Source organism: Chloroflexaceae bacterium (assembly GCA_025057155.1).
GTDB lineage: Bacteria > Chloroflexota > Chloroflexia > Chloroflexales > Chloroflexaceae > JACAEO01.
This window is the reverse complement of sequence record JANWYD010000002.1, coordinates 237410-260951: the sequence shown is the minus strand read 5'-3', so window position 1 is coordinate 260951 and position 23542 is coordinate 237410. Positions and strand designations below refer to the sequence as shown.

Annotated in this window: 17 protein-coding genes and 3 tRNA genes; 4 read left to right on the top strand and 16 right to left on the bottom strand. The window is 66.1% G+C overall.

What is annotated here, in order from left to right; genetic code table 11:
- Window positions 1-28: 28 nt before the first annotated feature.
- On the bottom strand, window positions 29-1060 hold the full coding sequence (locus NZU74_02380) for a polyprenyl synthetase family protein (GenBank protein MCS6880152.1): 1032 nt from the start codon (window positions 1058-1060) through the stop codon (window positions 29-31).
- 271 nt (window positions 1061-1331) lie between these two features.
- On the opposite strand from NZU74_02380, the gene NZU74_02375 reads away from it, so the two are divergent.
- Window positions 1332-1757 carry a BlaI/MecI/CopY family transcriptional regulator gene (locus tag NZU74_02375; GenBank protein MCS6880151.1) on the top strand — a complete coding sequence of 142 codons (426 nt, stop codon included), beginning with the start codon at window positions 1332-1334 and terminating at the stop codon, window positions 1755-1757.
- Window positions 1758-1862: 105 nt separating this feature from the next.
- Here NZU74_02375 and rimO read toward each other — a convergent pair whose 3' ends face one another.
- The 3 genes from rimO to NZU74_02360 all read right to left on the bottom strand — a co-directional run bounded on the left by rimO (window position 1863) and on the right by NZU74_02360 (window position 4916).
- Window positions 1863-3263 (bottom strand): 30S ribosomal protein S12 methylthiotransferase RimO, encoded by a 1401-nt coding sequence (rimO, locus tag NZU74_02370; GenBank protein MCS6880150.1) that lies wholly within the window; start codon window positions 3261-3263, stop codon window positions 1863-1865.
- 154 nt (window positions 3264-3417) lie between these two features.
- Window positions 3418-3915, bottom strand: a complete 498-nt coding sequence (locus tag NZU74_02365; GenBank protein MCS6880149.1) for a YajQ family cyclic di-GMP-binding protein — start codon at window positions 3913-3915, stop codon at window positions 3418-3420.
- Window positions 3916-4073: 158 nt separating this feature from the next.
- Window positions 4074-4916: a DUF4115 domain-containing protein gene (locus NZU74_02360; protein ID MCS6880148.1), complete on the bottom strand. Its 843-nt coding sequence runs from the start codon at window positions 4914-4916 to the stop codon at window positions 4074-4076.
- A 169-nt stretch (window positions 4917-5085) separates the two neighbouring features.
- Here NZU74_02360 and NZU74_02355 point away from each other — a divergent pair, with 169 nt between their 5' ends.
- Both NZU74_02355 and NZU74_02350 read left to right on the top strand, forming a co-directional pair.
- Complete coding sequence (locus tag NZU74_02355; GenBank protein ID MCS6880147.1) at window positions 5086-5970, top strand: methyltransferase domain-containing protein; 885 nt, start codon at window positions 5086-5088, stop codon at window positions 5968-5970.
- Complete coding sequence (locus tag NZU74_02350) at window positions 5967-6140, top strand: hypothetical protein (GenBank protein MCS6880146.1); 174 nt, start codon at window positions 5967-5969, stop codon at window positions 6138-6140. The genes NZU74_02355 and NZU74_02350 overlap by 4 nt, the downstream gene beginning before the upstream one ends.
- Window positions 6141-6359: 219 nt before the next feature.
- Here NZU74_02350 and NZU74_02345 read toward each other — a convergent pair whose 3' ends face one another.
- From NZU74_02345 to NZU74_02320, 6 genes are all read right to left on the bottom strand, one after another.
- A complete protein-coding gene (locus NZU74_02345) occupies window positions 6360-7814 on the bottom strand; it encodes a leucyl aminopeptidase (GenBank protein MCS6880145.1) in 1455 nt (484 codons plus the stop codon).
- 246 nt (window positions 7815-8060) lie between these two features.
- Window positions 8061-9011, bottom strand: a complete 951-nt coding sequence (locus NZU74_02340; protein MCS6880144.1) for a hypothetical protein — start codon at window positions 9009-9011, stop codon at window positions 8061-8063.
- Window positions 9012-9097: 86 nt separating this feature from the next.
- Window positions 9098-9187 (bottom strand) — tRNA-Ser (locus NZU74_02335).
- A gap of 20 nt (window positions 9188-9207) precedes the next feature.
- Window positions 9208-9294: transfer RNA gene (locus NZU74_02330), tRNA-Ser, on the bottom strand.
- Between the two features lie 25 nt (window positions 9295-9319).
- Window positions 9320-9395 (bottom strand) — tRNA-Trp (locus tag NZU74_02325).
- A 225-nt stretch (window positions 9396-9620) separates the two neighbouring features.
- The gene (locus tag NZU74_02320; protein ID MCS6880143.1) at window positions 9621-10799 is read right to left on the bottom strand and encodes a PatB family C-S lyase; all 1179 of its coding nucleotides are present in this window, start codon (window positions 10797-10799) and stop codon (window positions 9621-9623) included.
- Window positions 10800-10957: 158 nt separating this feature from the next.
- Here NZU74_02320 and NZU74_02315 point away from each other — a divergent pair, with 158 nt between their 5' ends.
- Window positions 10958-11803, top strand: coding sequence for an alpha/beta fold hydrolase (locus NZU74_02315; protein MCS6880142.1), 846 nt, complete (start codon window positions 10958-10960; stop codon window positions 11801-11803).
- Window positions 11804-11935: 132 nt separating this feature from the next.
- On the opposite strand, the gene NZU74_02310 is transcribed toward NZU74_02315, so the two are convergent.
- From NZU74_02310 to NZU74_02285, 6 genes are all read right to left on the bottom strand, one after another.
- Window positions 11936-13891, bottom strand: a complete 1956-nt coding sequence (locus NZU74_02310; GenBank protein ID MCS6880141.1) for a PQQ-binding-like beta-propeller repeat protein — start codon at window positions 13889-13891, stop codon at window positions 11936-11938.
- 115 nt (window positions 13892-14006) lie between these two features.
- A complete protein-coding gene (locus tag NZU74_02305) occupies window positions 14007-16499 on the bottom strand; it encodes a YfhO family protein (GenBank protein ID MCS6880140.1) in 2493 nt (830 codons plus the stop codon).
- A 60-nt stretch (window positions 16500-16559) separates the two neighbouring features.
- Window positions 16560-19661 (bottom strand): glycosyltransferase family 4 protein, encoded by a 3102-nt coding sequence (locus NZU74_02300; protein MCS6880139.1) that lies wholly within the window; start codon window positions 19659-19661, stop codon window positions 16560-16562.
- Complete coding sequence (locus NZU74_02295) at window positions 19658-20668, bottom strand: glycosyltransferase family 2 protein (GenBank protein ID MCS6880138.1); 1011 nt, start codon at window positions 20666-20668, stop codon at window positions 19658-19660. Before NZU74_02295 ends, NZU74_02300 begins: the two co-directional genes overlap by 4 nt.
- Before the next feature lie 80 nt (window positions 20669-20748).
- On the bottom strand, window positions 20749-22557 hold the full coding sequence (locus NZU74_02290) for a glycosyltransferase family 4 protein (protein MCS6880137.1): 1809 nt from the start codon (window positions 22555-22557) through the stop codon (window positions 20749-20751).
- Window positions 22558-22575: 18 nt separating this feature from the next.
- Window positions 22576-23472, bottom strand: a complete 897-nt coding sequence (locus NZU74_02285; GenBank protein MCS6880136.1) for a class I SAM-dependent methyltransferase — start codon at window positions 23470-23472, stop codon at window positions 22576-22578.
- Between the last annotated feature and the right edge of the window lie 70 nt (window positions 23473-23542).

The following is a 23542-nucleotide window of genomic DNA, read 5'->3' as shown; positions in this document are numbered from 1 at the left end:
GCCAGAAAACCGGTTGTTCCGGATTATTTCAACTTTGTCTTCCAATCAGGCTTTCAGCCAGGGCGCGCAGGCGAGCGCGGGCTGCAGCCGCTTCGGGCGCCTCGCCGGGGCCGAGGCGGTCGAGCGCGGCAACGGCGGCGGCATGGTGCTGGGCGGCCACCGTGGCGCAGTAGGCGCGTGAACCGGCGGCGTCGAGAATCGCCAGAGCGGCATTCACAGCCTGCTCATCCAGCTCCGGCCGGGCGTAGAGGGACGCCAGAGTGTCCCGATCGGCGCTGGTGGCCAGGGCGTGCACCACCGGGAGGCTGACCTTGCGCCGGTAGAGATCGGCGGCAGCCGGTTTGCCGGTCACTTCGGGCAGGCCCCAGATGCCGAGGAGATCATCCTCGATCTGGAAGGCCAGGCCCATGCTGCGGCCAAAATCGGCCAGAGTCGCCGCCGTGTCAGGCGCAGCGCCGGCAACCAGGGCCCCCAGTTCGCAGGCCCCGGCGATCAGCGCCGCGGTCTTGCGACCGATCATCGCCAGGTAATCCTCCGGCGTGATCGTCAGATCGCCCTCATAGCTCAGATCGAGGTACTGACCCTCGCAGACCTGCAGAATGATCTCGTCGAAGCGGCGCAGCACACGCAGCGCGCGCTCGGCGGGCACACCCGCATCGGCCAGGCGATGGATGGCCAGATGAGCGATCACGAACATGCCATCGCCCACGTTAATCCCCTGGGCCACACCCCAGAGCGACCAGACGGTGGGCCGTCCGCGCCGGGTCGCGCTGTTATCTTCGATGTCATCGTGGATCAGAGTAAAGTCGTGGAGCAACTGCACCCCTGCGGCCAGGGGCAAGGCCTGCTGCGGGTCGCCGCCGGCTGCCTGGCAGGCCAGCAACACCAACCGGGGACGGATGAGTTTGCCAGGATCGGCGGTCGCAGGTTGCAGACGTTCATCGCGCCAGCCCAGGTGGTACTCCTGCATGTGGTAGAAGCGCGCCACGCGCGCTTCTACTGCTGGAAACGCTTCGCCCATCGCCTGCCGGATCAGTCGCGCGCTATCAGAGAGTGTCATCGGCGTATCACCTAAAAGCGCTTACAAATACCGTTATACATAGTACGACGTTCCATAGTTTCTTCGCTCCTTAGAGCCAGAAAGAACGCCTGACTCTCGCTGCAACTGTCACCGCAGTGTAATCTGAAGACATTGCCGCACGCCGGGTGTAACTAGTACACTCCTGCATATGTAAGGCAGTAGGAGCAGGGCCAACGTCCAACCCGACGACGCCGTTGCCCCGGCAGCGCCAGCCTTCAGCCGCAGCCCACAACGTAACGAAGGAGTGCTCATGATGCCGCTCAACCTGCGTTTTCGGTTTAGCCCTGCCAAGGATGGCCTGGTCAAGGTGCTTGGCCCGTTGGAAACGGAGATTATGCAGATTCTCTGGCAGAGCGAACGCAGCACAGTCAAGCAGGTCCACCGTCGTCTCTCGCAGCAGCGCGAGATCGCCTACACTACGGTCATGACCACGATGAGTCGCCTGGCAGAGAAGGGCGTACTCAACCGGCAGCGCGAGGGGCTTGCTTATGTCTACACGCCAGCAATTTCGGAGACCGAGTTCGTGCAACTGGTGGTGCGCCAGGTCCTGGACGGGCTGCTGGACGATTACCGCGACACGGCGATTGACTACATCGTTGAATACCTGGCGAAGAACAATCCGGCGGAGCTGCAACGCCTGCAGCAGGCCATCCGAGCCCGCACCGGCGAGGGATAGCCGGGCCGGGGTGCACCAGTCGGCTCGCCCCGAAGCCGACTCCTTTCCCCCTTTCATACACCGTGCGCGAGGGCGCGCTTCCGTTCGCGCGGTCATCTTCTTCCCTCACACTTCTTCTCCGCCTTCGGGCACGGCCCACAGGTCATAATCGGTGGTCTGCGTCACACGAACGCTTAGGAACGATCCCACCGGGACCTCACCCCAGACAAACACCTGCCCGTCAATCTCCGGCGCGTCGCGGAACGAGCGCCCGATCGCCAGGGGACGGCCGTCATCAGCAGCGCCCTGGCCCTCGATGAGCACCTGGAGGGTGCGCCCGAGCCAGCGGGCGGTACGGGCGCGTGAGATGCCCTGCTGGAGTTGCATCAGGGTGTGCCAGCGCTTTTCGATCACCTGGGGACGCACCTGGTCGGGCAGGTCGGCGGCGGGGGTGCCGGGTTCGCGCGAGTACCGAAACGCGCCAACGCGGTCAAGTTGAGCCTGCTCGAGGAAGGCGAGCAGCGCGCGAAACTCCTCCACCGTTTCGCCAGGAAAGCCGACGATGAAGGTCGAGCGCAGCGCGATGTCGGGCATCGCGGAGCGCAGGGCGTCAATCAAGGCCAGGGTGCGTTCGGTGTCGGGCGGGCGACGCATGCGGCGCAGGGCGGCTGGATGAGCGTGCTGGAGCGGCATATCCAGGTACTTCACGATCTGCGGGCGGGTCGCCATGACCTCGATCAGACGCTCAGAGACGCCGTGGGGATAGGCGTACATCAGGCGCACCCACACCTGCTCGGGGAGCGCCTGGCACAACTCGTCGAGCAGCGTGGCCAGGCCGTCTTTCAGCCCAAGATCGCGCCCGTAGTCGGTGAGGTGCTGGGCCACGAGCACAATCTCGCGCACGCCGTTGGCAACCAGTTCACGGGCCTCGCCGAGGACGGCGCTGATGGGCTTGGAGGCCATGTCGCCCTTGAAGCTGGGAATGGTGCAGAAGGCGCAGCGGAGGTTGCAACCATCGGAGATCTTGAGATAAGCCGAGGGGGTGGCGCGATTACGGCGGATGGGCATAGTGCGCCAGTCGGCGTAGCTGGCCGGCTGCGGCGGCGCAGGGGATGAATATTGCTCCGCGGCGCCGGCGGTGCTGTTTGCCTGCAAGGGGATTACGGGGCGCCGGGAAGCAAGGGGTTGCGGGTCGAGAGCGACCAGGTCGCCGATCTGCATCCAGCGCCGGGTGGAGAGCACCTCGTCAACGCCCTCGATGGCCGCCAGGAGGTCGCCGTGGGACTGGGCCATGCACCCGGCGGCAATCAGGCGCTGGCCCTCGCGCTTGCGAGCGCTTAGATCATGGAGGACGCCGAGGCTTTCCTCGCGCGCGGCGGCGATGAAGCTACAGGTATTGACGATGATCACATCGGCGTCTTCGGGCGCAGCGACGGGCGCATGCCCGGCGGCGGCGAGAAGGCTATCCATGCCCTCGCTGTCCACAGCGTTCTTGGGGCAACCCAGGGTGAGAATATGGTACTTCATAGAATTCGGCGACCTGCGCTGCGGAGGCATATAATCCGCCGCATTGCGTTACAGAATGGCAAGCAGGCGAGCGGAGCAACCAGGTTTCCACCCGGTGTCGGAGTATTTAGCGCCCCGCGGGTCGGTAAGGGGGAGACCCGCCTGCCTCTATGCATCACCGGTAATTCGTAAACTGCAAGGGAACCTCAATCTGCTGCTCTTTGCTTTTGAGAAAGCGAATCACATTTTGCAACTCGTCACGGCTCTTCGAGACGACACGCAGGCTGTCTCCCTGGATACGGGGCTGCACTTTAGGAAACTCGTCTCGGATTAGCCTGGCGAGATTTTTCGCCAGGTCGGCGTTGATGCCTTTGCGAAGAGCAACCACCTGCCGCACTCGTCCACCGCTGGTCGGTTCGACCTTTCCATAGTCGAAGATCTTGAGTGACAACTGGCGACGCAGAGCGCGCGTCTCGAGCAGATCGCGCACGCTGCGCAGCGACAATTCGCTATCGGTGGTTATCACCAGTTCGCTCTTTGCGAGTTCAAGGGTGGTCTGCGTGTCCTTCAGATCGTAGCGGGTCTGGATCTCACGCCGGGCCTGATCAACCGCGTTGACCAGTTCTTGATACTCGAAATCGGAAACAATATCAAAGCTGTGCTCAGTAGCCATAGGCGTTCCTGATGAACACTACCACGCGATCGCGTCTGGGGGGGCGGTACGGAACGGAAGTGTGCGGGGAGACACAGCCTCCCCGCACGTCTCCAGACGGTGTAGCATAAAGCAAAGAAACCCGGGATTCCCCGCCTCTGCCGAGGACGAAAATGGTCTCAATTCGGGGGCCAGTACCAGTTAACGGGTTGCCCGGCAGCCTGACCGAGGGGACCCTGCTGCAGTCCATTGACGATCACCTGCACATCGGGCGGATTACCGGCGCGGATGAACACGCGGCGCTGCGCCTCGAACACCAGTTTTTCGCCCGAGCGCATGATCCCCTCGAAGGCAGTGCTGCCATCCGTCTGCACGCGCACCCACGAGTTCTCGGTGCCGCGGCTGTTGGGAATCACAATCTCCAGCACGATAGGAGCCGATGGCGTAGCCGTCAGCTCTGGCGCCACCGGTTCCACCGGCTCGATGCCACCCCCCGCAGCAGGGGCGTCAGCCGTTGGCGGGAGCGGCGGCGCAGGTTGCACCGTGGGCGCCGCCGTTGGGGCCGCCTCGAGGGTCATCGTTGGCAGAGGCGAGGGCGGGGGCGCCACCGCTGTGGCCTCGGCTACGACACCCCCGGAGCGATCGCCAATGCGCCCGATAGCGTTCAGGGTAACATAGGCCAGGCCGACCAGGGCCATGGTCACAAAAAAGACGCCGAGGAAGCTCGGCAGGACATAGGTGCGGGTCCGGGGAGGATTGGTGGCGGGAACGATGCGAATGGGATCGGTGCCTCCCCGTTCCCGGCGATAGAGTTCTATCATCTCGTCAGGCGACAGTCCGAGATACTGCGCATAATTGCGGATGAAGCCACGTACCACGACATCGCCGGGGAGGCGCTGATAGGCGCCCTCTTCCAGGGCCGCGAGCGACGCCTGAAGGATACGGGTATCTACTGAGGCCTGAGCCAGCGAGAGCCCCTGTCGCTCCCGCGCCTGCCGAAGCCGTTCCCCTAGCTCGCTCATATACGCGCACCTTTTCTACTGCGCCGGTCAGATGCTCTGCATCAGGGCCGCCACACCGCTGCGGGACCATCACACAGCGGGGGCAAGAAGTTAAATCGCGGTTGTTGCGGCTCACCACCGCCCGACCTATTATACCAAAAGCAGAAAGTTCGATGGAGAAGCACGAACAATGGTGACACGCGAACCAATCCTGGCTGGCGGCTACGACTGGTTGGAGACGTGGCGGCGGATGTATGACCAGGAGCGCGCCCAGGGCGAGGCCGCGATGGATCCGGCTTTTGCACGCAGCGCGGATTACTGGGCCCATCGCGCCGGGCGCTTCGCGGCGGCGGTGCGGCGCCAACCGCAGCCTGACTCTTCGATGGAATGGCTTTTGCCGCAGCTTCGTCCGGATGACACGGTGCTCGACATTGGCGCGGGAACCGGGCGCTATGTGCCGCATCTGGCCCGTTGCGTGGCTCACGTCATCGCCGTGGAGCCGTCGCCCGCGATGCGCGCCCAACTGGAAGCCACGGTGAGCGAAGCAGGTCTGAGTAATGTTACGATCATCCCCAGCAACTGGCCCATGGAGGACCCGCCGGCGGTTGACGTGGCCCTCTCGGCCCACGTGGTCTATGGTGTGCGCGAGATCGGGCCGTTTCTTGAAGGGATGGACCGGGCCGCGCGCCGGCTGTGCGTGCTCTTCCTGGGGTTGCGTCATCCGACTTCGGCGCTGAAGCCGGTGTGGGAACGCGTGCACGGGCAGCCGCGCCTGTCGCTCCCGGCGGCGCTGGAGACGCTGTGCGCCTGCCATCAACTCGGACTACCGGCGCGGCTCGAGCTGGTTCCCACTGCCACGATGATGCGCTACGCCGATGCCGAGGAGGCCCTGGTGGATCTGCGCGATCGGCTGCGCCTGACGCCCGATCCCGAGCGCGACGCGCGCATCCGCGCGGCGATCGCCGAGGTGTTCGCGCCGACCGACGACGGGATGCTGGCGCCCAGGGAGCAACAACGTTACGGAGGGATCGTATGGTGGATTCCGGGAACACGAACGAGTGCAACGTTGCCATGAAAGCAAGCTACACCTTCGCTGTGGTGATGGGCTTGTTGATCGGCATCGCGGCCGTGCTCCTCGAACGGTGGGTAGGCGGGGCCGGCTGGGGGTTGCGAGTGGCGGCGCTTGCGCTCGCGGGCGCCGCTCTGTGCCTGGTGCAGTACGGATTGACGCGCTGGCCTCGCTGAGGTGAACATAGGCTCGACACGCGAGGGTCTGGGAGGGTTGAGGCCCTTCCAGATCCTCTGCGTCCCGCGGAAGTGCGAACCCCGGACGTTTATTAACCTCACCCCCATACGCGCGCAGGAACGCGCCTCTACCACGTCGCGCTGCTCACCGGCTCGCTTCACCCCCCATACGCGCGCAGGAACGCGGATCAAACCTTGTCTCCGCGTCAGCATTGTCGCTCACCCCCCATACGCGCGCAGGAACGCGCTCAGGAGGCGCACGCCGACGCCGGTGGCGCCGGGGGCGTCGTAGGACTTTGACGGCTTCTCGGCGAAGGCCGTGCCGGCGATGTCGAGGTGCACGAACGGGACATCGCCGGTGAAGGTGGCGAGGAAAGCGCCGGCGGTGATCGAGCCGGCCGGGCGGCCGCCGATATTCTTGATGTCGGCGATCTCGCTCTTGATCATCTCGCGGTATTCGTCCCACAGCGGCAGTTGCCAGACGCGCTCACCGCTCGCCTCGCCCGCGCGGCTGATCCGTTCGGCCAGGGCCTGGTCAGTGGCCATCATGCCGATCGCATGCGGCCCCAGCGCGATAACGATGGCCCCGGTCAGGGTCGAAAGCTCGACGATGGCGGCCGGATTGTAGCGCTGGGCGTAGTGCAGCGCGTCGGAGAGAACGATCCGCCCTTCGGCATCGGTATTGAGCACCTCGACGGTCTTGCCGCTGAGGGTGGTGATCACATCGTCGGGGCGATAGGCACTGCCACTGATCGCGTTCTCGACTGCTGGCGCCAGCCCGACAACGTGGAGCGGCAATTTGAGCTCGGCCACCACCTGCATCGCGCCGAAGACCGCCGCTGCGCCGGCCATATCCGCCTTCATGGTGGTCATAGCGTCTGCCGGCTTGATCGAGAGCCCGCCTGAGTCGAACGTCAGCCCTTTCCCGACGAGGCAGATCGTCGGCGTTGCCGTGGATGCCTGACCGTACTCCATCACGATGAAGCGCGGCTCGTTGGCCGAGGCCTGGCCCACGGCGATGATCCCGCCGAAGCCGCCCTCGATCAGTTGCGCCTTGTCCAGCACCGTGACATTCAGACCCAGCCGCTTGCCCAGGGCGACAGCCTCGTCAGCAAGAGCCGCCGGGGTGAGCACGTTCGGCGGCGTGTTCACCAGGTCGCGCGCGAAAATGACGCCGCGGGCGATTGTCTGGCCGGCAGCCGCGCCCGCCTGGAGCGCAGCGGCATCGGCCCCATACAGGGTGGCCCGCTCAACAGTGAAGGTCTGTTCTTCGGTAAGGTTGGTGCGGAAGCGATGGTAACGATAGGCGCCGAGTTCAAGGCCCTCAGCGATTGTCTGCCCGGCGACTTCCGCGCCAAGCGGCAGATCGCCGTTGATGCCGAGGGTGAAGGCCGCGATCTGCAACTCCTGAGCCTGGCGCACGGCGGTGGCTGCCGCCTGGCGGAGGTGATCGGCGGTGAACTTCTCAGCCTTGCCGAGGCCGATCAAGAGCAGCCGTTTTGGCCCGGCGCCCGGCACGAACAGCAGCCGGATCTGCTTTGCCCGGCCACGAAAATCGGACGGTGTGACCAGCGCGGCGATTGGCTCGGGGAGAGTGGCGTCCTCCAGGCTCATCAGGACGGCTAGTTCCGCCGGCTCGCCCAGCACATTCCCCGTCCGAATGGCGATCTCCATGAACTGCTCCTTTCCGTAGCGTTTGCGAATGCCGGCATAAGCGCACGAGGTGACGGCCTTCGAATGAATAATCCGCTCTCCGCTCCACGCCCGGCGGTTAAAACTGCGGACTGGCGGATCCGCAGCCTGCTGGCGCGGGCCAGAGCGGATGCCTTTCTCGAAGACTATAACGCGGTTCCGGGCCTCCGGGGGCGCGCGTTCGCCACTGCCAGAGAGCGTGTTCGCAAGGACGACAGGCACAATCTTTCACCGCATCGGCATACGGTCCCACTCCTGGATGCTCGCGATCACCTCGCGGGCGGAGTGGATACAGTGGATTGTTCCATCGGGCAACCTGGCGCCGCTATCGTAGTAGCCGCCCTTCCCCATATGCGTGAGCGGACCAATGGCGCGCTCGCGGTAGATGCCACGCTCGCGGGCCCGCCACCAGGGCGAGCAGCGGTTGAGCGGCCAGCGGCCAGGGAAGACGATCTGCGGCAGGATGGTTGCAACCGGGTCCTTCGTTCCATAGAGGTGGTCAACATGGGTGAAGTGGAGGATGGCGGGATCGCCGCTCATCACCCCGCCCAGGGAGACCATGCGCACGGGAGCCCCCAGGGCATTGGCGAGGAACGGCCCCGCCCCCAGGCCCATCTGCCCGCCGCCGCTCGAGCCGACGATGGTGATCGGCGCCCCGCTGCCGGCGACATAGCCATGGCGGGTGAGTTCAACCAGGATCTGCTGCGCCAGCCCCAGACCGATGATCGGGCCGTAGCGCCGGTCAGACGAGACGAGCACCTGGAAGAGGTTGCGGGCGTTAATGAACTGCTGCCAGAGCCCGCCGCGCTCGACAGCCTGGCGCCAGAACCGCCCGAGCGGCCGTTCCGGGTCATCGAGGCTCAGGCCCAGCACCGTGTAGGGCAGCACGCCATCAATAACGATACTGTCGGGCAGGTGCGCGCGCAAGTAGGCGATGAAGGGGCGCTCTTCCAGGGGCGCCTCGCCGCTGCGCGGGCTGCCCACGCCGGAGAGGAAGACGACATAGTGCTGCGCGGCGGACTTCCCGCGTTCCTGGGATTGCCGCAGGGCGCGGGCCGCGGGCTCGAGCGCGTGTTCATCGCCAAACCAGCCGGCCCACCAGCCGAGGGACTCGAACGGCGCCAGGGCGAGGCTGACAACAACGAGGGCAAGTGCGCCGATAAGCAGGAATGAGAGCATAGCCGGTATTACAGGCGCGTTGAGCCCTTGAAACCACGACCGGCGCCGCGAATGGAGGGCGCCGGTCGCATGCGAAGGCCTGATTGTGGCGGGGAGGGAGGGATTCGAACCCTCGACAGGGTCACCCCTGTAGCGGTTTAGCAAACCGCCGCACTAGGCCACTATGCGACCTCCCCGTGCGGTGGAACACCTGTACTGGAGGGGGCGGTGGGATTCGAACCCACGAGGCTCATCGCCTGGATGTTTTCAAGACATCTGCCATCAACCGCTCGGCCACGCCCCCTTGGTGTGCCGGCGAGCATAAAAATTGGCAGGCGGGACAGGAATCGAACCTGCAACCTGCGGATTTGGAGGCCGCTGCTCTGCCAGTTGAGCTACCCGCCTTCACACCTTTCGATAATACCACACCCGACGGCGCTTTGCAACCGCCGCGCGCGACGCGACATGGCTGCTGCCAGGGCTCCGGGACCTGGCCCAAACCCCGCGTTTTTCGCTGGTTTTGGCGTCTACAGCATCAACACCAGCGAAAAAATGATTGTGTCAAGAATGACGTCTACCGCAACCACGTTGCGCCTTTGCGCCGTTGCATCAATCTTTCAGAAACAACGCCTAAGATAGCGCGTCCTGGCCCTCCAGAGCGTTGCGCATGCGTTCCAGGCCCTCGACCAGCAGCGCCCGCGGGCAGCCGAAGTTAAGCCGCACAAAGCCCTCGCCGCCTGGTCCGAAGGCCGTTCCATCCGAGAGTGCCACTCTGGCGCGTTCAAGGAAGAAGTGGTAGGGATTACCCTCGATGCCGGCTTCGCGGCAATCAATCCAGGCCAGGTAGGTGGCTTCGGGAACGGTGGTGCGCAGCCGGGGCAGGTGCTGGCGCAGGTAACGCAGGTAATAATCGCGATTGGCGCCGAGATAGGCGCGCAGGGCCTCCAGCCAGGAATCGCCTTCTTCGTAGGCGGCCAGGGCGGCAGCATAGCCCATGGCATTGACGAAGGGCACGATCCCCGCGCCTGCCCGGGCCAGGCGCGCGCGCCACTCCGCGCCGGGCACTACCATGAACCCGCAGCCAAGACCGGGGAGGTTGAAGCTCTTACTCGGCGATAGCAAGGTGATCGTCTGCGCGGCAATGTCGGGGCCGAGGGTGGCCATCGGGATGTGGCGCTTCGTCCCCAGCAGCAGATCGCAGTGGATCTCATCGGAGCAGATCAGCGTGCCGTTCCGCAGACAGGCCTCGGCCATGCCCCGCAGGGTCGCCGCGTCGTACATCAGACCGACGGGGTTGTGGGGGTTTGAGAGGAGGAACATGCGGGTGCGGGCATGGAGCGCGCCAGCGAAAGCCTCGAGGTCAAGACGATACCTGAGCGTCCCATCTTCCTGCACCTCGCAGGTCAGTTCGAGGGTGTCGCAGACGCGGTCGTGGAAGCCAGGGGCGCTGAGAAAAGGCGGGTAGGCGGGGGTAAGCGTCAGCACATGGTCGCCCGGTTCACCAAAAGCGCGGCAGAGGAGATTGATCGCTACTACCAGGCTCGGCACATATACGATCTGTTCGGGCGTCACCTTCCAGCCATACAGGCGCTCCAGGCGCTCGCAGATCACCTCCGCCAGGCGCGGCGGGGGCAGCGTGTAGCCGAACGTGCCCTGTTCGGCGCGCTCGCGCAGGGCGCGGATGACCGGTTCGGGCGAACGAAAGTCCATATCGGCAACCCACATGGGCAACACATCGGCGGGGTAACGCTCCCACTTGGCGCTGCCGGCGCCCCGGCGGGGGATGATGGTGTCGAAGTCGTAATCCATGCGACAACCTTCAAATATGTCGGGAGAGCCGCCCCCTCCGAAACTCCCACAATTGTAGCTACGGGGCAGGCATAGTCAAGAGCTCTGCCCGCGTGTGCTACAATCAGTCAACGCAGCGAGGCCGTTCCGCCCGGGTACCGTATACGGAGTGCAAGGCAATGAATACAGCCACCACATTCGAGAACTTCGCGCTGCAAGGGCCGGTGACCATCTGGGATGGGCCGGTCTTCTACCGGGAAGCGAATTCGGGGCCGCGCCCGCCCCTGTTGCTGCTCCACGGCTGGGGCGGTTCATCACGCTACTGGCGGGCCACCCTGGCGGCCCTGGGATCTGATCGCCGCGTGCTGGCCCCTGATCTGCCCGGTTTCGGCGCGTCACCGCCGCTGCGCGGCCCTGCCAGCGCCGACCGCCTGGCCGAACTGGTCATCGCCTTTGCCGATGCCATGGGCCTGGAGCAGTTCGACCTCAACGGCCATTCATTCTGCGCCAGCGTGGCCGTCTATGTCACCGAACGCTACCCGCAGCGGGTGCGCCGGCTGGTGCTGACCTGCATGAGCACCTTTCGCAGCGAGTTCGAGCGGCGGGTGGTCGAACAGATCCACAACGTGCTGGCCCTGTGGATGGCCCTGCGGCGCCCCTGGATGGCCCGGCGGCGCTTCATCTATCGGGCGATTGCCTCGCGTTTCTTTCATCGCCTCCCTGCCGACGACGCCATCCTGCGCGAGAGTTTCGAGGATTTTCTGAAGATGGATCGCCGCACGGCCCTGGAGACCGCGGCCAATGCGGGCGATCCGCACATCAATCAGGCCCTCCAGGCCGTGCGCTGCCCCACGCTGGTGATCGGCGCGCGCCAGGATAAAATAATGCCCCCTCCCGGCACTCCGGAGGTGGCCCGTCTGGCGCCCAACAGCCGGCTGGTGTGGATCGAACAGTGCGGTCACCTGCCCATGGTTGAGAAGCCCGAGGAGTACCATCGCCTGCTACGGGAGTTTCTCGATAGGTGACCGGCTCGCGTGGAGGTGTGGAGGTGTTTTTCCACATCTCCACACCTCCACACCTCTACACCTCCACATACTGGTGACGTGAGACCCCGTGGGGGAATAGCCAGGGCGGGACATCCAGGTCCGAACCCGGCCTCAGCGCCTGATCAACGGCGCCGCGACCTCAAACACTCTGTCCACAACAATGGCTGTCACCTGGATGGTGACCGGGGGCACGCCCTGGGCCTGAAGTTCGAGGCTGCCGGTGTAGCTTCCCGGATTAGCGCCGCAGCCGTTGAAGCTGACCAGCAGGGTGTCACGTTCGGTTCGAACCGAGAGGAGCTGGCTTGCCGCACCGGTTATTGACGCCACGCGCCAATCGAGCGGCTGGCCGTCTTGAGATCTTATTCCGATCATGACGCTGCGCGACTGATGACAACTGATCATAGCCGTAAGGTCGCGCGTGGAGGTCAGGATGCCGGGCGCTACGATAACGCCGCTGCCGCGAGCATCACGGCGGAACTGCGGCCAGGGGGCCCTGAAGGGAGGCTGCGGGCCCGCGGGGCTGTTCAACCTCCCGGCAAAGCCCGTCCAGGCGTAGAGATGGCCGCGGGAGGGATTATACACATGGCTCCCGCCGATCACCAGGTCGAGCTGGCCGTCGCCGTTGATATCACCAATGGCGGGGGTTGATTTCAAGGTAAACCAGGCGAACATAGTCGGCAGCGGGCCGCACTGCGGGTTCTGGCAGGTCAACGGCGCGCCGGTTGCACCATCCAGCACGTGGACCGACCAGAAGTTCGCCGCGATGACCTCCAGCGAGCCGTTGCCGTCGAGGTCGGCGATCACCGCAGATTGCACATCGCCGCCGTAGGGGTCGTTCGAGCCGGAGTTCGGGTCACGGGGGACCGTGGACCACTTTGGCTGCGGGTTGGCGGGATCCCAGGCGACGATGCGGCTTTGTCCGTCACCGCCGATCGCGCTCGCGCCGTTCACTGTCGCGACGATCTCGAGTTGCCCGTCGTTGTCTATATCGCCAACCGCGGGCGATGACTGGACGCAGGCCGGCGCGTTGAGGGTCTGGAGAACCGCGCCATCGCTGGGGCGGACGATTTTGATCCAGCGCCCGCGCTTGTCGGCGCTGCCGACGGGGAAGAAGCAGCCCGAGCCAATAGCGATCTCCGGGCCGGGGTTGTCGGGCAGCAGATCGGCGGCCAGCGGCGAAGAGTGCAGCACCTGATCAAAGAAAACGCGCCAGATGAAGCCGGTCTGGAACGGAATACGCCCGCCGGGGACCGGCGCTGTCTTAAAGGCGTGAAGGAATCCTCCATCCTGCGTCGGTGGCACGAGGTTACGGTTGGCGGTGACATCCGTGGGAACGATCAGTTCGAGCGCCGGATCGGCGTCAATGTTTAGAAATAACGGGGTGGACCAGACTGTGTCAGCGGCGTGGTAGTACCAGCGCAACGACCCGTCGGCATTCAGCAGGTAGACATTGCGATCCAGACCGCCGAAGGCGATCTCCAGGCGCCCGTCGCCATCGGCGTCGGCCAGGGCCGGAACAGTGATCACGCCGTAGATGTTCTCGGGGCCTTCCACGGTCCTGGCATCGAAGTCGCGCTGGCTAAAGTTCCAGACCGGCTGGCCGTCGGGGCCGCGATACACGATGACCCCGCCGTCGCAGGCCCGCCCGACATTCTCTATCGAGCCGTAACCGATCACGACATGGGGCACGCCGTTGCCGAAGAGATCGCCCACGGACGCCCTGCCGTTGATCAGGGCCGAGGGATGGCAGCCGGCGGCCGGCACATCCCGTTCCCAGAGCAGCGTTCCATTGGCCCGGTAGGCGTAGACCCGACCATCCTCGCCGCCGACGACCACTTCGTTGCCATTGGCCGGGTTGCCGTCAAGATCGGCGATTACCGGCGAGCCACGACCAATCGGCCGGCCCGACAGCAAGATGCCATTGCGATCCGGCGAGTCGTCCTGGTAAGGGGTCGCGCGCGTCCAGCCCGGGAGAGCCGGGAAGGGGTCGCGGATGGTGGCGCTCACAGGTGGGGCGATCAGCACGCAGCAGATGAGCAGAAGGAACAGGAGGCTGATTGTTCGCATAAAGCTGCCCTGTTGGTGTACTGGTGCATGGTTGCTCAGATGTAGGACCTTCGAGACTGTGACGAAACACCTTAATGGATGGCATCAGAAGCTTTGACATCTTACCATGGGCGAATTACCATGGACGAAATCGCTGACGCAAGTGGAAAACCGTGTAATATCCATCGTCATACACCTGCTCCAGTTCGGGCGTGGCAGCAACTGCTTGCTTCCAATCGGACCAGATCGCCGTCAGGGCGGGCGCATGGACGATCAGGTATTCGGTTTCGAGGCGCTGCAGCGCCCGCACGGCATCGGGCGCGGGAAACTCGCGCAGGGCGTGGACGTGTTCGGCGTACAGGGGCGGGTTGAAAGTGCCGTACCACATGTTGCTTGGCTTGCGATAAAAGAGCGAGTAGTAGAGGCTGCTGCCGCCTGGCAGCGGGTAATCGGGCGTGCCGATGGGCAGTTCGATCACCGCGCCCTGTCCGGGCTGCGCGGCCAACCACAGATCGACCGCTCGCGGTTCAGCCGTGGTAAAGCGCGACACTGCGGCCAGTTCGCCGATCAGCAGTAACGCGGCGCCGAGGGTCGCCGCGCGGTAGAACCGGCGGCGGGGGGCCAGGGTGCTCAGTCCCAGGCCGGTCAGCAGGGCTGCAGCGAGCACGATGTAGAGCATGACGCGGTTCCAGATCCTGATCCCGTTCAGAACCGGCACGTGCTCGTAGATGAACAGCGTCGGCAGCGGCAGCGCGGCCCCTCCAGGCAGCCGTAACTCAGGACCAAGGGCAAGCACGAAGGCAATCGCGCTGAGCACGACCAGGGTATGTGTCAGGCGCTGGCGACGCAACGCCCAGATGCTCATCAGCATCAGCAGGATGACCGTGTAGCCGAGGAAAACTATATGCTCTCCCCCATCGCGGCGTTGGAACGGTCCCGCCCAGGCGCCCCAGAGAGGATGGTAGGGATTGGGAAGCAGAAAATCGCCCGGGCGCGCCGCGTGCACGTACAGGTGAACGATACTGTGGGTCATCTCCATTCCCTGGGCGCGCACCTCCAGATATGGCTGAGCAAAGGGAACAACCAGGGCGAGCAGGACCACTGCGCCGGTGGTGAGCGGGCGCCACGTCGCTCGTATGAAACCGAGCAATCTGCGCGGGCCGATGAGGAGCAGGGCATACCCGGCCATGAACAGGGCGAAGGTTGTGCCGTAGTAGAGCGAGGCCCACGTCGCCAGAGCCAGACCGGCGGCGGCCACGAAGGCGTCCCAGTTGCGCTGGCGGGTCAGTAGCCCGTGCAGGCCGTAGAGCGCGAGGGGCAGGTACTGGGTGGGCATGAGCGGCAGATGGCCCGCGCTCATCTGAAAGAAGCGGCGCAGGGCAAAGGCAAAGATGATGCCGGCCACCCAGGCGGCCAGGGGCCGCGCGCCCAGGCGCCGGGCCAGCAGGTACGTAAAGAAGCCTGACAGGACGTAGGAGAGTAAGTTCAGGCTGTTGAAGCTCACAATCGGCCCGAACACGCGCGTGATCGGCAGGCCCAGCAGCGTATTGGCCGGGGTGATTTCGCTCAGGGCCAGTTCGAATCCCTCAGGGTGCATCAATTCAGGAAGGAACGTTGGTGATTGGCGTCGATCAACCAGGTAGTCGCTGAAGATCTCTAACTTCCAAAGATACTCAAATGCGTCGCCGGGATGGCCGGGAATATGGGTCGAGAACCGCAGCAGCAGCGGCAGGTGCATCAGCGCGGTCAGGGCCACAAAGCTGGCAAGGGCCGCCCGGTGCGCCCGCCACCACTCACGCCAAGGAAGCGGCCCATCGGCGGGCTGCGGGCGCGCCAGCGCCGCCGCGAGGGCCGCCAGCGCCGCCAGGCCGCCCGTGAGGAGCAACGCAGTGATACGGTAACTGAAGCGTGGATCACTGTGGCGCATCGCCACCTGGATCGCTACGAACAGGAAGACGGCGATCAGGCCGGCCAGAAGCGGTATTCCGGCCCGCCGGAGCAGCAGCGTCAGCAGCATCGCCGCGAGACCGATCGCCAGCGCCTGCAGGGGCGCCAGCCAGCGCGGCGTCGCAATGCTTTCCCAGCGCACCTCGAAGACCGCCAGGCCCAGCCGGCTACGGCGATCCGCTGGTCCGGCGACGGACGCGGGGACAAAGGTGGGACTGGCGAGGGTCAGACGGTTGTCGCGCCAGCGCACCTGATCGGCGGCGACCAGCAGATGATGGCGGCGCGGAGCGCCGTCCTGGGTTACCTGCACCAGGGCCGTCCCATTCATCGCGATGGTAACCGGCACCGTTTGCGGCCCCTCGGGCCGCGGTGCGCTCAGGGTCACCGCCAGCAGATGCGGCCCCGATCCCCGCGCATCGAGGGTGATCGTCCCCTGCCCGTCGGTCCAGCGAAAGCCGCGGCCCTCGGCGCTGGTCTCTGCCGAAAAGAAGCCGCTCAGACGCAGTGATGATATGCCCCCCAGTCGCAGGATTTCGCGGCTGGCCAGTGGCGACGTGCTCAGGTACCAGCCGCAGCACGTCGCGACTACCAGCAGCACCGCCAGAGGCGCGGCCAGCCGACGCCGCCAGGAGACGATGTCCTGCCAGAAGATGGCCTGGCGTGTTGCAGAGCGGGTGGTCATAGCAACGTTTTCCTGGAAGGGCCGCCCCCTCCTGGACACCTTTGTAAGGGCGCGGATGTGTCACATCTCTTCTCGCTGATGGTCATTCAACCGTTCACGTAATCGCTCGACCTCAGCGCGCAGGAGGCGCTGTTCACGCAGGCTGGCGTCCAGCAGGGGCAGCAAGGTCTCCAGCAGGTCGCGATTAAACCGTTCCTGGCTGGCGATCACCGGGTCGAGGTACGGCTCCTTGAGATGCGCGGTAAGCTGGCGACGCGCCCAGACAATGAGCGGGCCGACGACGGGCACACGCGAGCGCACCTGGTAATCCGGGCGCGCGACGCGGGCCACGTGGCGCAGGGTCTCCTGGCGCACGGCGATGAACGAGGCGGGCCATTCCGCCAGCGCCTGTTCCACGAGGGTCAGCAATTCGTCGGCGAAGCGCCGCCGGGTAAAGGCGAGCGCGCGAGCCACGCCGCGCTGGGCCAGGCGCGCGTACAGCCCACGGGGACGGCTAAAGCGCGCCAGGGCCTCTTCGATGCGCGGCAGGAGCACGCTCCAGCTATACTCGGCGCGCACGTAGGCCCGTCCACGGGCGCCCAGCGCGGCGCGCCGCTCGAGGTCGGAGAGCAGCGCGTCCAGGGCGGCGCGAAAGGCAGGGTAGGCGTCCACGGCATAGCCGCCGCCGCTACGCTCGACGTGCTCGCGAGTGACCGGGCAGCCGGCGTGGACAATCGCCGGACAGCCCTGAAGCCAGGCTTCCATCAGAACGATTGAGAAGCTTTCATTCAACGAAAGCTGGCAGAGGGCCGTAGCTGCGGCGTAGGCGGCGTGGAGGTCGCCGTCGTCGAGATGGCCGACGCTCAGCACATCAGGACGTTCCGGCAGCGTCACGCTGCCCGTGCCGGTAAGCACCAGAGTGAGGGGACCGGGGCGTTCAGTCTTGTAGGCCGCAAACCACTCCAGCAGCAGGGGCACGTTTTTCGCCGGCTCCAGCCGCCCGCTGTAGAGAATGAACGGCCCGGAAAGGCCTGTGCGGGCGCGAAAGCCCGCCGCATCGCCCACGGGCGGGTCGTCGGCGAACCCGAAGCCCAGGCAGTCCCGATAGGGATTGGCGACCCCCAGCCCGCGCGAGGCCAGGTCGCTCTCGGCGGGCGTATTGAAGAGCAACGCGGCGCTGCGCTCCAGCAACTCGCGGAAGATCGTCAGGTGGGCCACCGGCTCGTCGTGCAGGCAGGGAACCAGCAGCCACGGCGCGGCGCCGTTGAGCGCCGGCCAGTACGAAGTGCCGAAGAGGTACGGCGCGGCGATAAAACAGACATACTCCTCGGCATGCTCGGCGATGTAGCGTTCGAGGTCGGCGCTGCGCAGGCTATTGACGATGAAACGCTGCTCCTCGGCGTAACGCAGGCGTTCGCCACGGTTTGCCTTCTGCAACAGGCGATGGAAGACAGACGCCTCGACCGGCATCGTGGCGAAGCGCCGCACCGTAACGCCATTGAGTTGTTCGACGCCTGGGGCGAGGTGATTGCTCCAGTCGGCCATATCCACAGTGCAGGTGGTCAGGGCTTCGACCTGATAGCCGCGGGCGGCCAGTTGCTCGGCCCAGCTTCGCAGGCCTGTTTCAGCCCCTCCCAGCACCTGAGGGCCATAGCGCGGCGTCACGACGGCAATCTTGCCCCGGCGCAGCGCCGCCAGCTCGGTCGCGCCAGCGGGGGCCAGGCGGTGCAGTGCCAGGGGATCGCGGTGCTCGTCAGGTGGCGGCAGATCATCGAGCAGGCGGCAGACCTGGGCGGCCAGCGCTTTGCAATCGCCGGGCGGGAAGAGCAATCCGGCGCCATCAAGGGTGTGCGGCACGGCGGTGCTGTCGGCGGCCACTACCGGACGACCGCGGGCCATGGCCTCGACCAGGGGCATGCCGAAGCCCTCGTGGATGCTGGCGCTGACGAAGATCGCGCAGGCGCGGTACAACTCTTCCAGCGTCGCGTCGTCAACCTGGCCGGTGAAGCGCACGTGCTCGGCGACGCCCAGGGCGGCGGCGCGGGCGTGCACCTCGTCGGCGTAGGCGCGGTAGGCGGGCGCCCGGTCGTCGCCGACGATCAGCAGGACAGTCGCAGGGTGGCGCTCGAGAATCGCCGGCAGCGCCTCGACCAGGTCGCTCACGCGCTTGTTCCGCGCGATGCGGCCCACGTAGAGCAGCACGTGCCGTCCGGCCAGGCCGAAACGCTCAACCACCACCGGGTCGGGCGCCCCGGCATAGCCACTGTTCTCGACCACGGCGTAGGGCATCAGGCGCACGCGGCTGGCGGCGATGCATCCGGTGGCGATCAGCTCATCGCAGGTGAAGCGACTATGGCCGATGGCGTAATCGGCATAGCGCACCAGGTTCAGATTGTCGCGCCCGCGCACCACATCCTGGTAGCCAGGCCACTCCGGCCCCCACAGTTCGGGCGGGGTGACGCCGTGATAATCGAAGATAACTATGCCGCGGCGCACCTCGCGGATGAGTTCGACCAGGTCGTAGTAGTTGGAATAGTTCACTATCACCAGGTCAGCCTGGCGAAAGTGAGCGGCGGCTGGCGAGGCGCTCGCCGGATCGCGCAGGTGTTCGAGGCTGACCATGGCCATGCTGCGGCGCAAATCGGCGGGCAGACGACTATCAACGAAGCCGGTCAGCACCAGCGTGTGGTACCCGGCGGCGCGCAGGGTCTGGAGCTGGGCGATGATGTGGCCGCCGACCGCGTCGCGGGCGACGACGTTGCCGTTGATAATGGCCACGCGGGGCGCAGCGGGAGGAGCGAACGCCACCTCCAGACGCAACGGCGCCACGCCGCGCTGGCTGAACCAGGCGACGCCTTCTTCGACCAGTTCAACCTCCAGCACGTAGCGGCCTGCTGCGGGTGGCGACTCGACGCGGATCTCGGCGCGCGCGACCATGCCCGGCGGCACGGGGGCCGGGAGCAGGGCGCGGCCCCCGTCGGCCACCACCGGCGCGCCAAGCTCGTTCAGCCAGCGGTAGCCCAGGCGCACAGGATGCGCCCCGCCGGTCAGCCAGGGGGCGCGCCCGGTGTTTCGCAGGGTCACTTCGACGATCAGCGCCTCGCCAGCGTACAGCCCGGCGGGCAGCGGCGCGTCCAGATGATACGCAGCGTCAAGCAACGGAGGATCAACCAGAGCGGTCATAAACTGTAGAGTTCGGCGGCGCAGGCGGCAGCGCGCCGGTAGAGCACGCCGGCCAGTTCGCGGCGCAGGGAAAGCAGCATGTCGCGCAGGCGCTCGGCGGCCTCGGGAGGCAGATCCGGCTCCAGCGCGCGGCGCGCGGCAACGATGTCGGGCAGTGCGGCGAGACCCTCGTTGTAGGCGTAGCGCAAAGCGCGGCCCTCAGGGTTGTGGCCGTGCTCGGCCAGGAAGGCGCGCTCGGCGGCGACGAACGGCCCTTCCAGATCGTCCAGGGCATAACTTTTCAACACGAAGCGCAGCCGCCCGCGATTGTAGTAGGCGCTACGGGTCAGCGGGTCGCGCAGCGAGAGCGACTCGGCGTGCACCAGCGTCGCGCGCGGTTCGTAGCGAAGCAGGTAGCCCGCCCGACGCAGGCGCCAGCAGAGGTCAACATCCTCGAAATAGGCCGGCCAGAAGCCCTCGTCGAACAGCCCGACCGCAGCGAGGGCGGCAGCGCGCAGGGCAATGGCCGCGGCAGTGAGGTACTCCGCGTCGCAGGGAGCATCGTACTGGCCAGTGTCGGCCTCGCGCCAGCCGATGTGGTGTACAACCGCCCGCGGCCAGTCGAGCCGCACCCCCGCGTGCTGGATGCTCCCGTCGGCATAGCGGATCTTGCAGCCCACCGCGGCGACGCGCGCGTCTTCGGCCAGCGGCGCGGTGATGGCCCCCAGCCAGCCGGGATCAACCAGCGTATCCTGATTCAGGAGCGCGATGCTCTCAGGAGGCCGATCAAGGCTCAACAGCGCCTTGATCCCGACATTCATGCCCGCGGCGAAGCCCAGGTTGCGCGGGTTGCGGATCAGATCGAAGGCGGGAAAGCGCGCCGCCACCCGCGCGGCGGTGCCGTCGGACGAGGCGTTGTCAACCACTAGCACGCGCGCCGGCGGCGGGTCGAGGGCAGCCACGGCCTCCAGGCAGCGCATTGCCGCCTCGCCGCCGTTCCAGGTTAGCACCAGCACCGCGCTGCTCATACCAGTTCCCGTTGTCCACCGTCCACGCGCATCATCCCCAGGTCTCATCAGTACGCTCTACCAATCTAAAATCCAAAATCCTATCGCCGGGCTTCCTCGTCTCTGGGAGCGGGAGGCGTATCGCCGCGGAGCAGGGCCCGCAACTGCATCTCGGACTCTTCCAGGCCCGCCAGTTGCTCAGCAAAATCGCGCACCTGCTGGCTCAGCAAGTGGCGCTCACGAACCGTCTGTTCGCTCAGTTTCGTCACAACTTCGCGCACGTGCTCGCTCAATTCGGACAACCCTTCTCGTAGATGATCGATACGGAGATCGAGAAGATCGAGGTGATCCAGGCGCCGGGCGGTGAGATCCAACTGACCTTTGAGCTGGGCGATGCTCTGGGCCAGATAGTCGCCGTGTTCGGCGCTGGCGTACAGCGCGCGGATTACAGCGGCGTTCTGTTCCTGCTGGCGGGCGAGCAGCGGGTAGAGCATGGGCCAGACCACCTGATCCAGCAACCGGCGGCGCAGGGCGGCGAAGCGCCCGGCGAGCGAGTCGCTCAGCCCATCGAGGCGCCAGGTGGCATCGAGGGCCTGGAGCGCGGCGTTACGGGTTGCCAGGATCAGGTTGCCGCGCTCGACCAGGGTGACATCGGTGGGCGGCGGGGCCGCTTCGGGCGGCGCAGTCGCGAGTGGGGGCGTCCTCGTTGCAGCGCGCGGGGGCGGCGCCGCAAGCCACTCCAACAGCGGACGGATCAGCTCCGGCCAGGCGAAACGCGGAGCGAGCGCGCGAGCATGCATGGCCTTGCCAGTCCGCAAAGCGTCGTCGGACAACAACGTTTCCAGCGCCGCGGCCACGGCAGTCGGGTCCTCAGGAGGAACGACCAGGCCGCAGTCATGTTCGCGCACCAGGGCGGCGGCAGCATCTCCGTCGCTCCACACCACCGGCACACCCACCCAGAGACAATCGAGGAAGCGCGAACGCAGCGCGGCATACGCGGTCTCGAGGTGCTGGCGGTGCAGTGATGCCACCACCGTGGCCTCGAAGAGAAAGTCGGCCCGCCGGAAGTAGGGGACCCATTCCTCATAGAAGAACACGTGACGGTCAAGCAGTCCCAGTTCAGCGGCGAGGGCCCGCGCCTGCGCCCCCGCCCGCGGATGGTCCGTGACGCCGGGATGCCGTCCGGCCAGGAAGACCAGCCGGGCCCGGGGGTGCCGCTCCACCACGGCGGGCATCGCCCGCAGCAAGGTCAGGGGGTCCATCCAGTCCCACAGGCCGCCGCTCCAGAGGATAAGCGGGTCATCAGGCCCGATGCCGGCGACTACGCCGCGCAGCGCCTCCCCGCCGCGCGCAGGTGGCTCGGCGGGCAGGCCGAAGGGCAAGACGTCAATCACGGTCCGCGCGAGAGGATCGCGGTCGGTCAGGGCCGGCGTGATGCGCCCGGCAGCCATCAGCGCGCCGAGGTACAGATCGCGCTGGCGCTCGGTGGCGCAGAGCAGCAGGTCGCCAGCGGCCAGTTGACGCTGCAACAGAGCCACATCGCGCTGGTGTCGCGCCAGCCGTTCGCTCTCGGGCCGGTCGCGCAGCAGTTCCAGGTTCTCCAGCAGCGTGGGATCGTAAAGGTCGAGGATCAGCCGGGCGGAAACATCAGCCAGCTCGGGGTGAGCCTCCAGCACGTAGCCGTTAGCCAGCACCGCCTCGGCCTGAGCGGTATGGGCGGCCAGTGAAGCCGCCTCGCCCCAGCGATAGGCGCCGGTGGCGACTCCCGGATGCTGCAGGTCAACCGGCTGCGGCGCGATCAGGCGCACCTCGTGGTGGGCAGCCAGAGCGCGGGCCAGTTCCCAGTAGCGGATGCCCGGACCGGCCATGCGCGCGCCGACGACATCGTGACTGACAAGCAACAGACGCATCGAGCCTTTGCTCCCTCGCTATCCCTGCCGGCGTCCGCCACGCGCCCCGGTCAGCGCCCGCAGCAGGCGGAGGACCCGTCCGTTTTCGATCCTCTCAATCAGGCGCTCCAGATGGGCAATGTGGGCGTTCTTGCGGGCCAGTTCAGCTTCCAGACGCGCGGCGTAGGCCGCCAGGTCGCCGGTAGACTGCTCGAACCGCTGGAGCTGCCGGGTCGCCTCGGTGGCCCGCTCATGCGCCACGGCAAGCTGTTCGCGCTGTTCGAGGGCCAACCGGCGCAGGTCGGCATTCTCGCGGCGCAGTTCCCACAGATGGCGCTCGTAGTCGCGGATAATCCGGTGGGACGGGTCGGCGCGGCGGCGAAAGCGCGCCGCCCAGGGCGTAATGAAGGCGGCATCGAAGTCAAGGTCGCGGAAAAAGCCCTGGCGGGCGAACAGATCGGCCCAGTACTCGGGCGGATTGACGTTGAAGTGGGTGGCCTCCTTGTAGTCGAGCGGCGAGGAGGAGAACAGCACGTCGTCGCTATGGCGGCACAGATTGACCACGGCCCGCTCGGCCTCGGCGCGGGGCAGATGCTCCAGCACCTCGATGCAGATGATCAGGTCGTAGCTCCGACCAAATGGCTCAACCACCGACGCGACGCGCACATGCTCGCGCACCGCCTCAGGAGCATTGGCAATGGCATAGGCGGAGATGTCCACCCCTTCAGCCGCCACCCCGCGGAGGCGCAACTGCTCGACGAGCAACCCCATCGCACACCCGGCATCGAGGGCCGAGGCCGGGCCGATCTCGGCGACGATGCGCTCGGCGATGCCGGCAAAGAAGCTCATCCAGTGCTCGTCGCGCCGGTAAGGCGCGCCCAGGCCGGTGGCGAAGTAATGCGCGTCAAACAGGCGCCCGTAGTCAAGAAGGTTCACTTCTGGCCTTTTCCCCTGGTTGAAGCTCGCTCAAAATCCGGTGAAGGGGCACCCGGTTTCCATAGGCTTT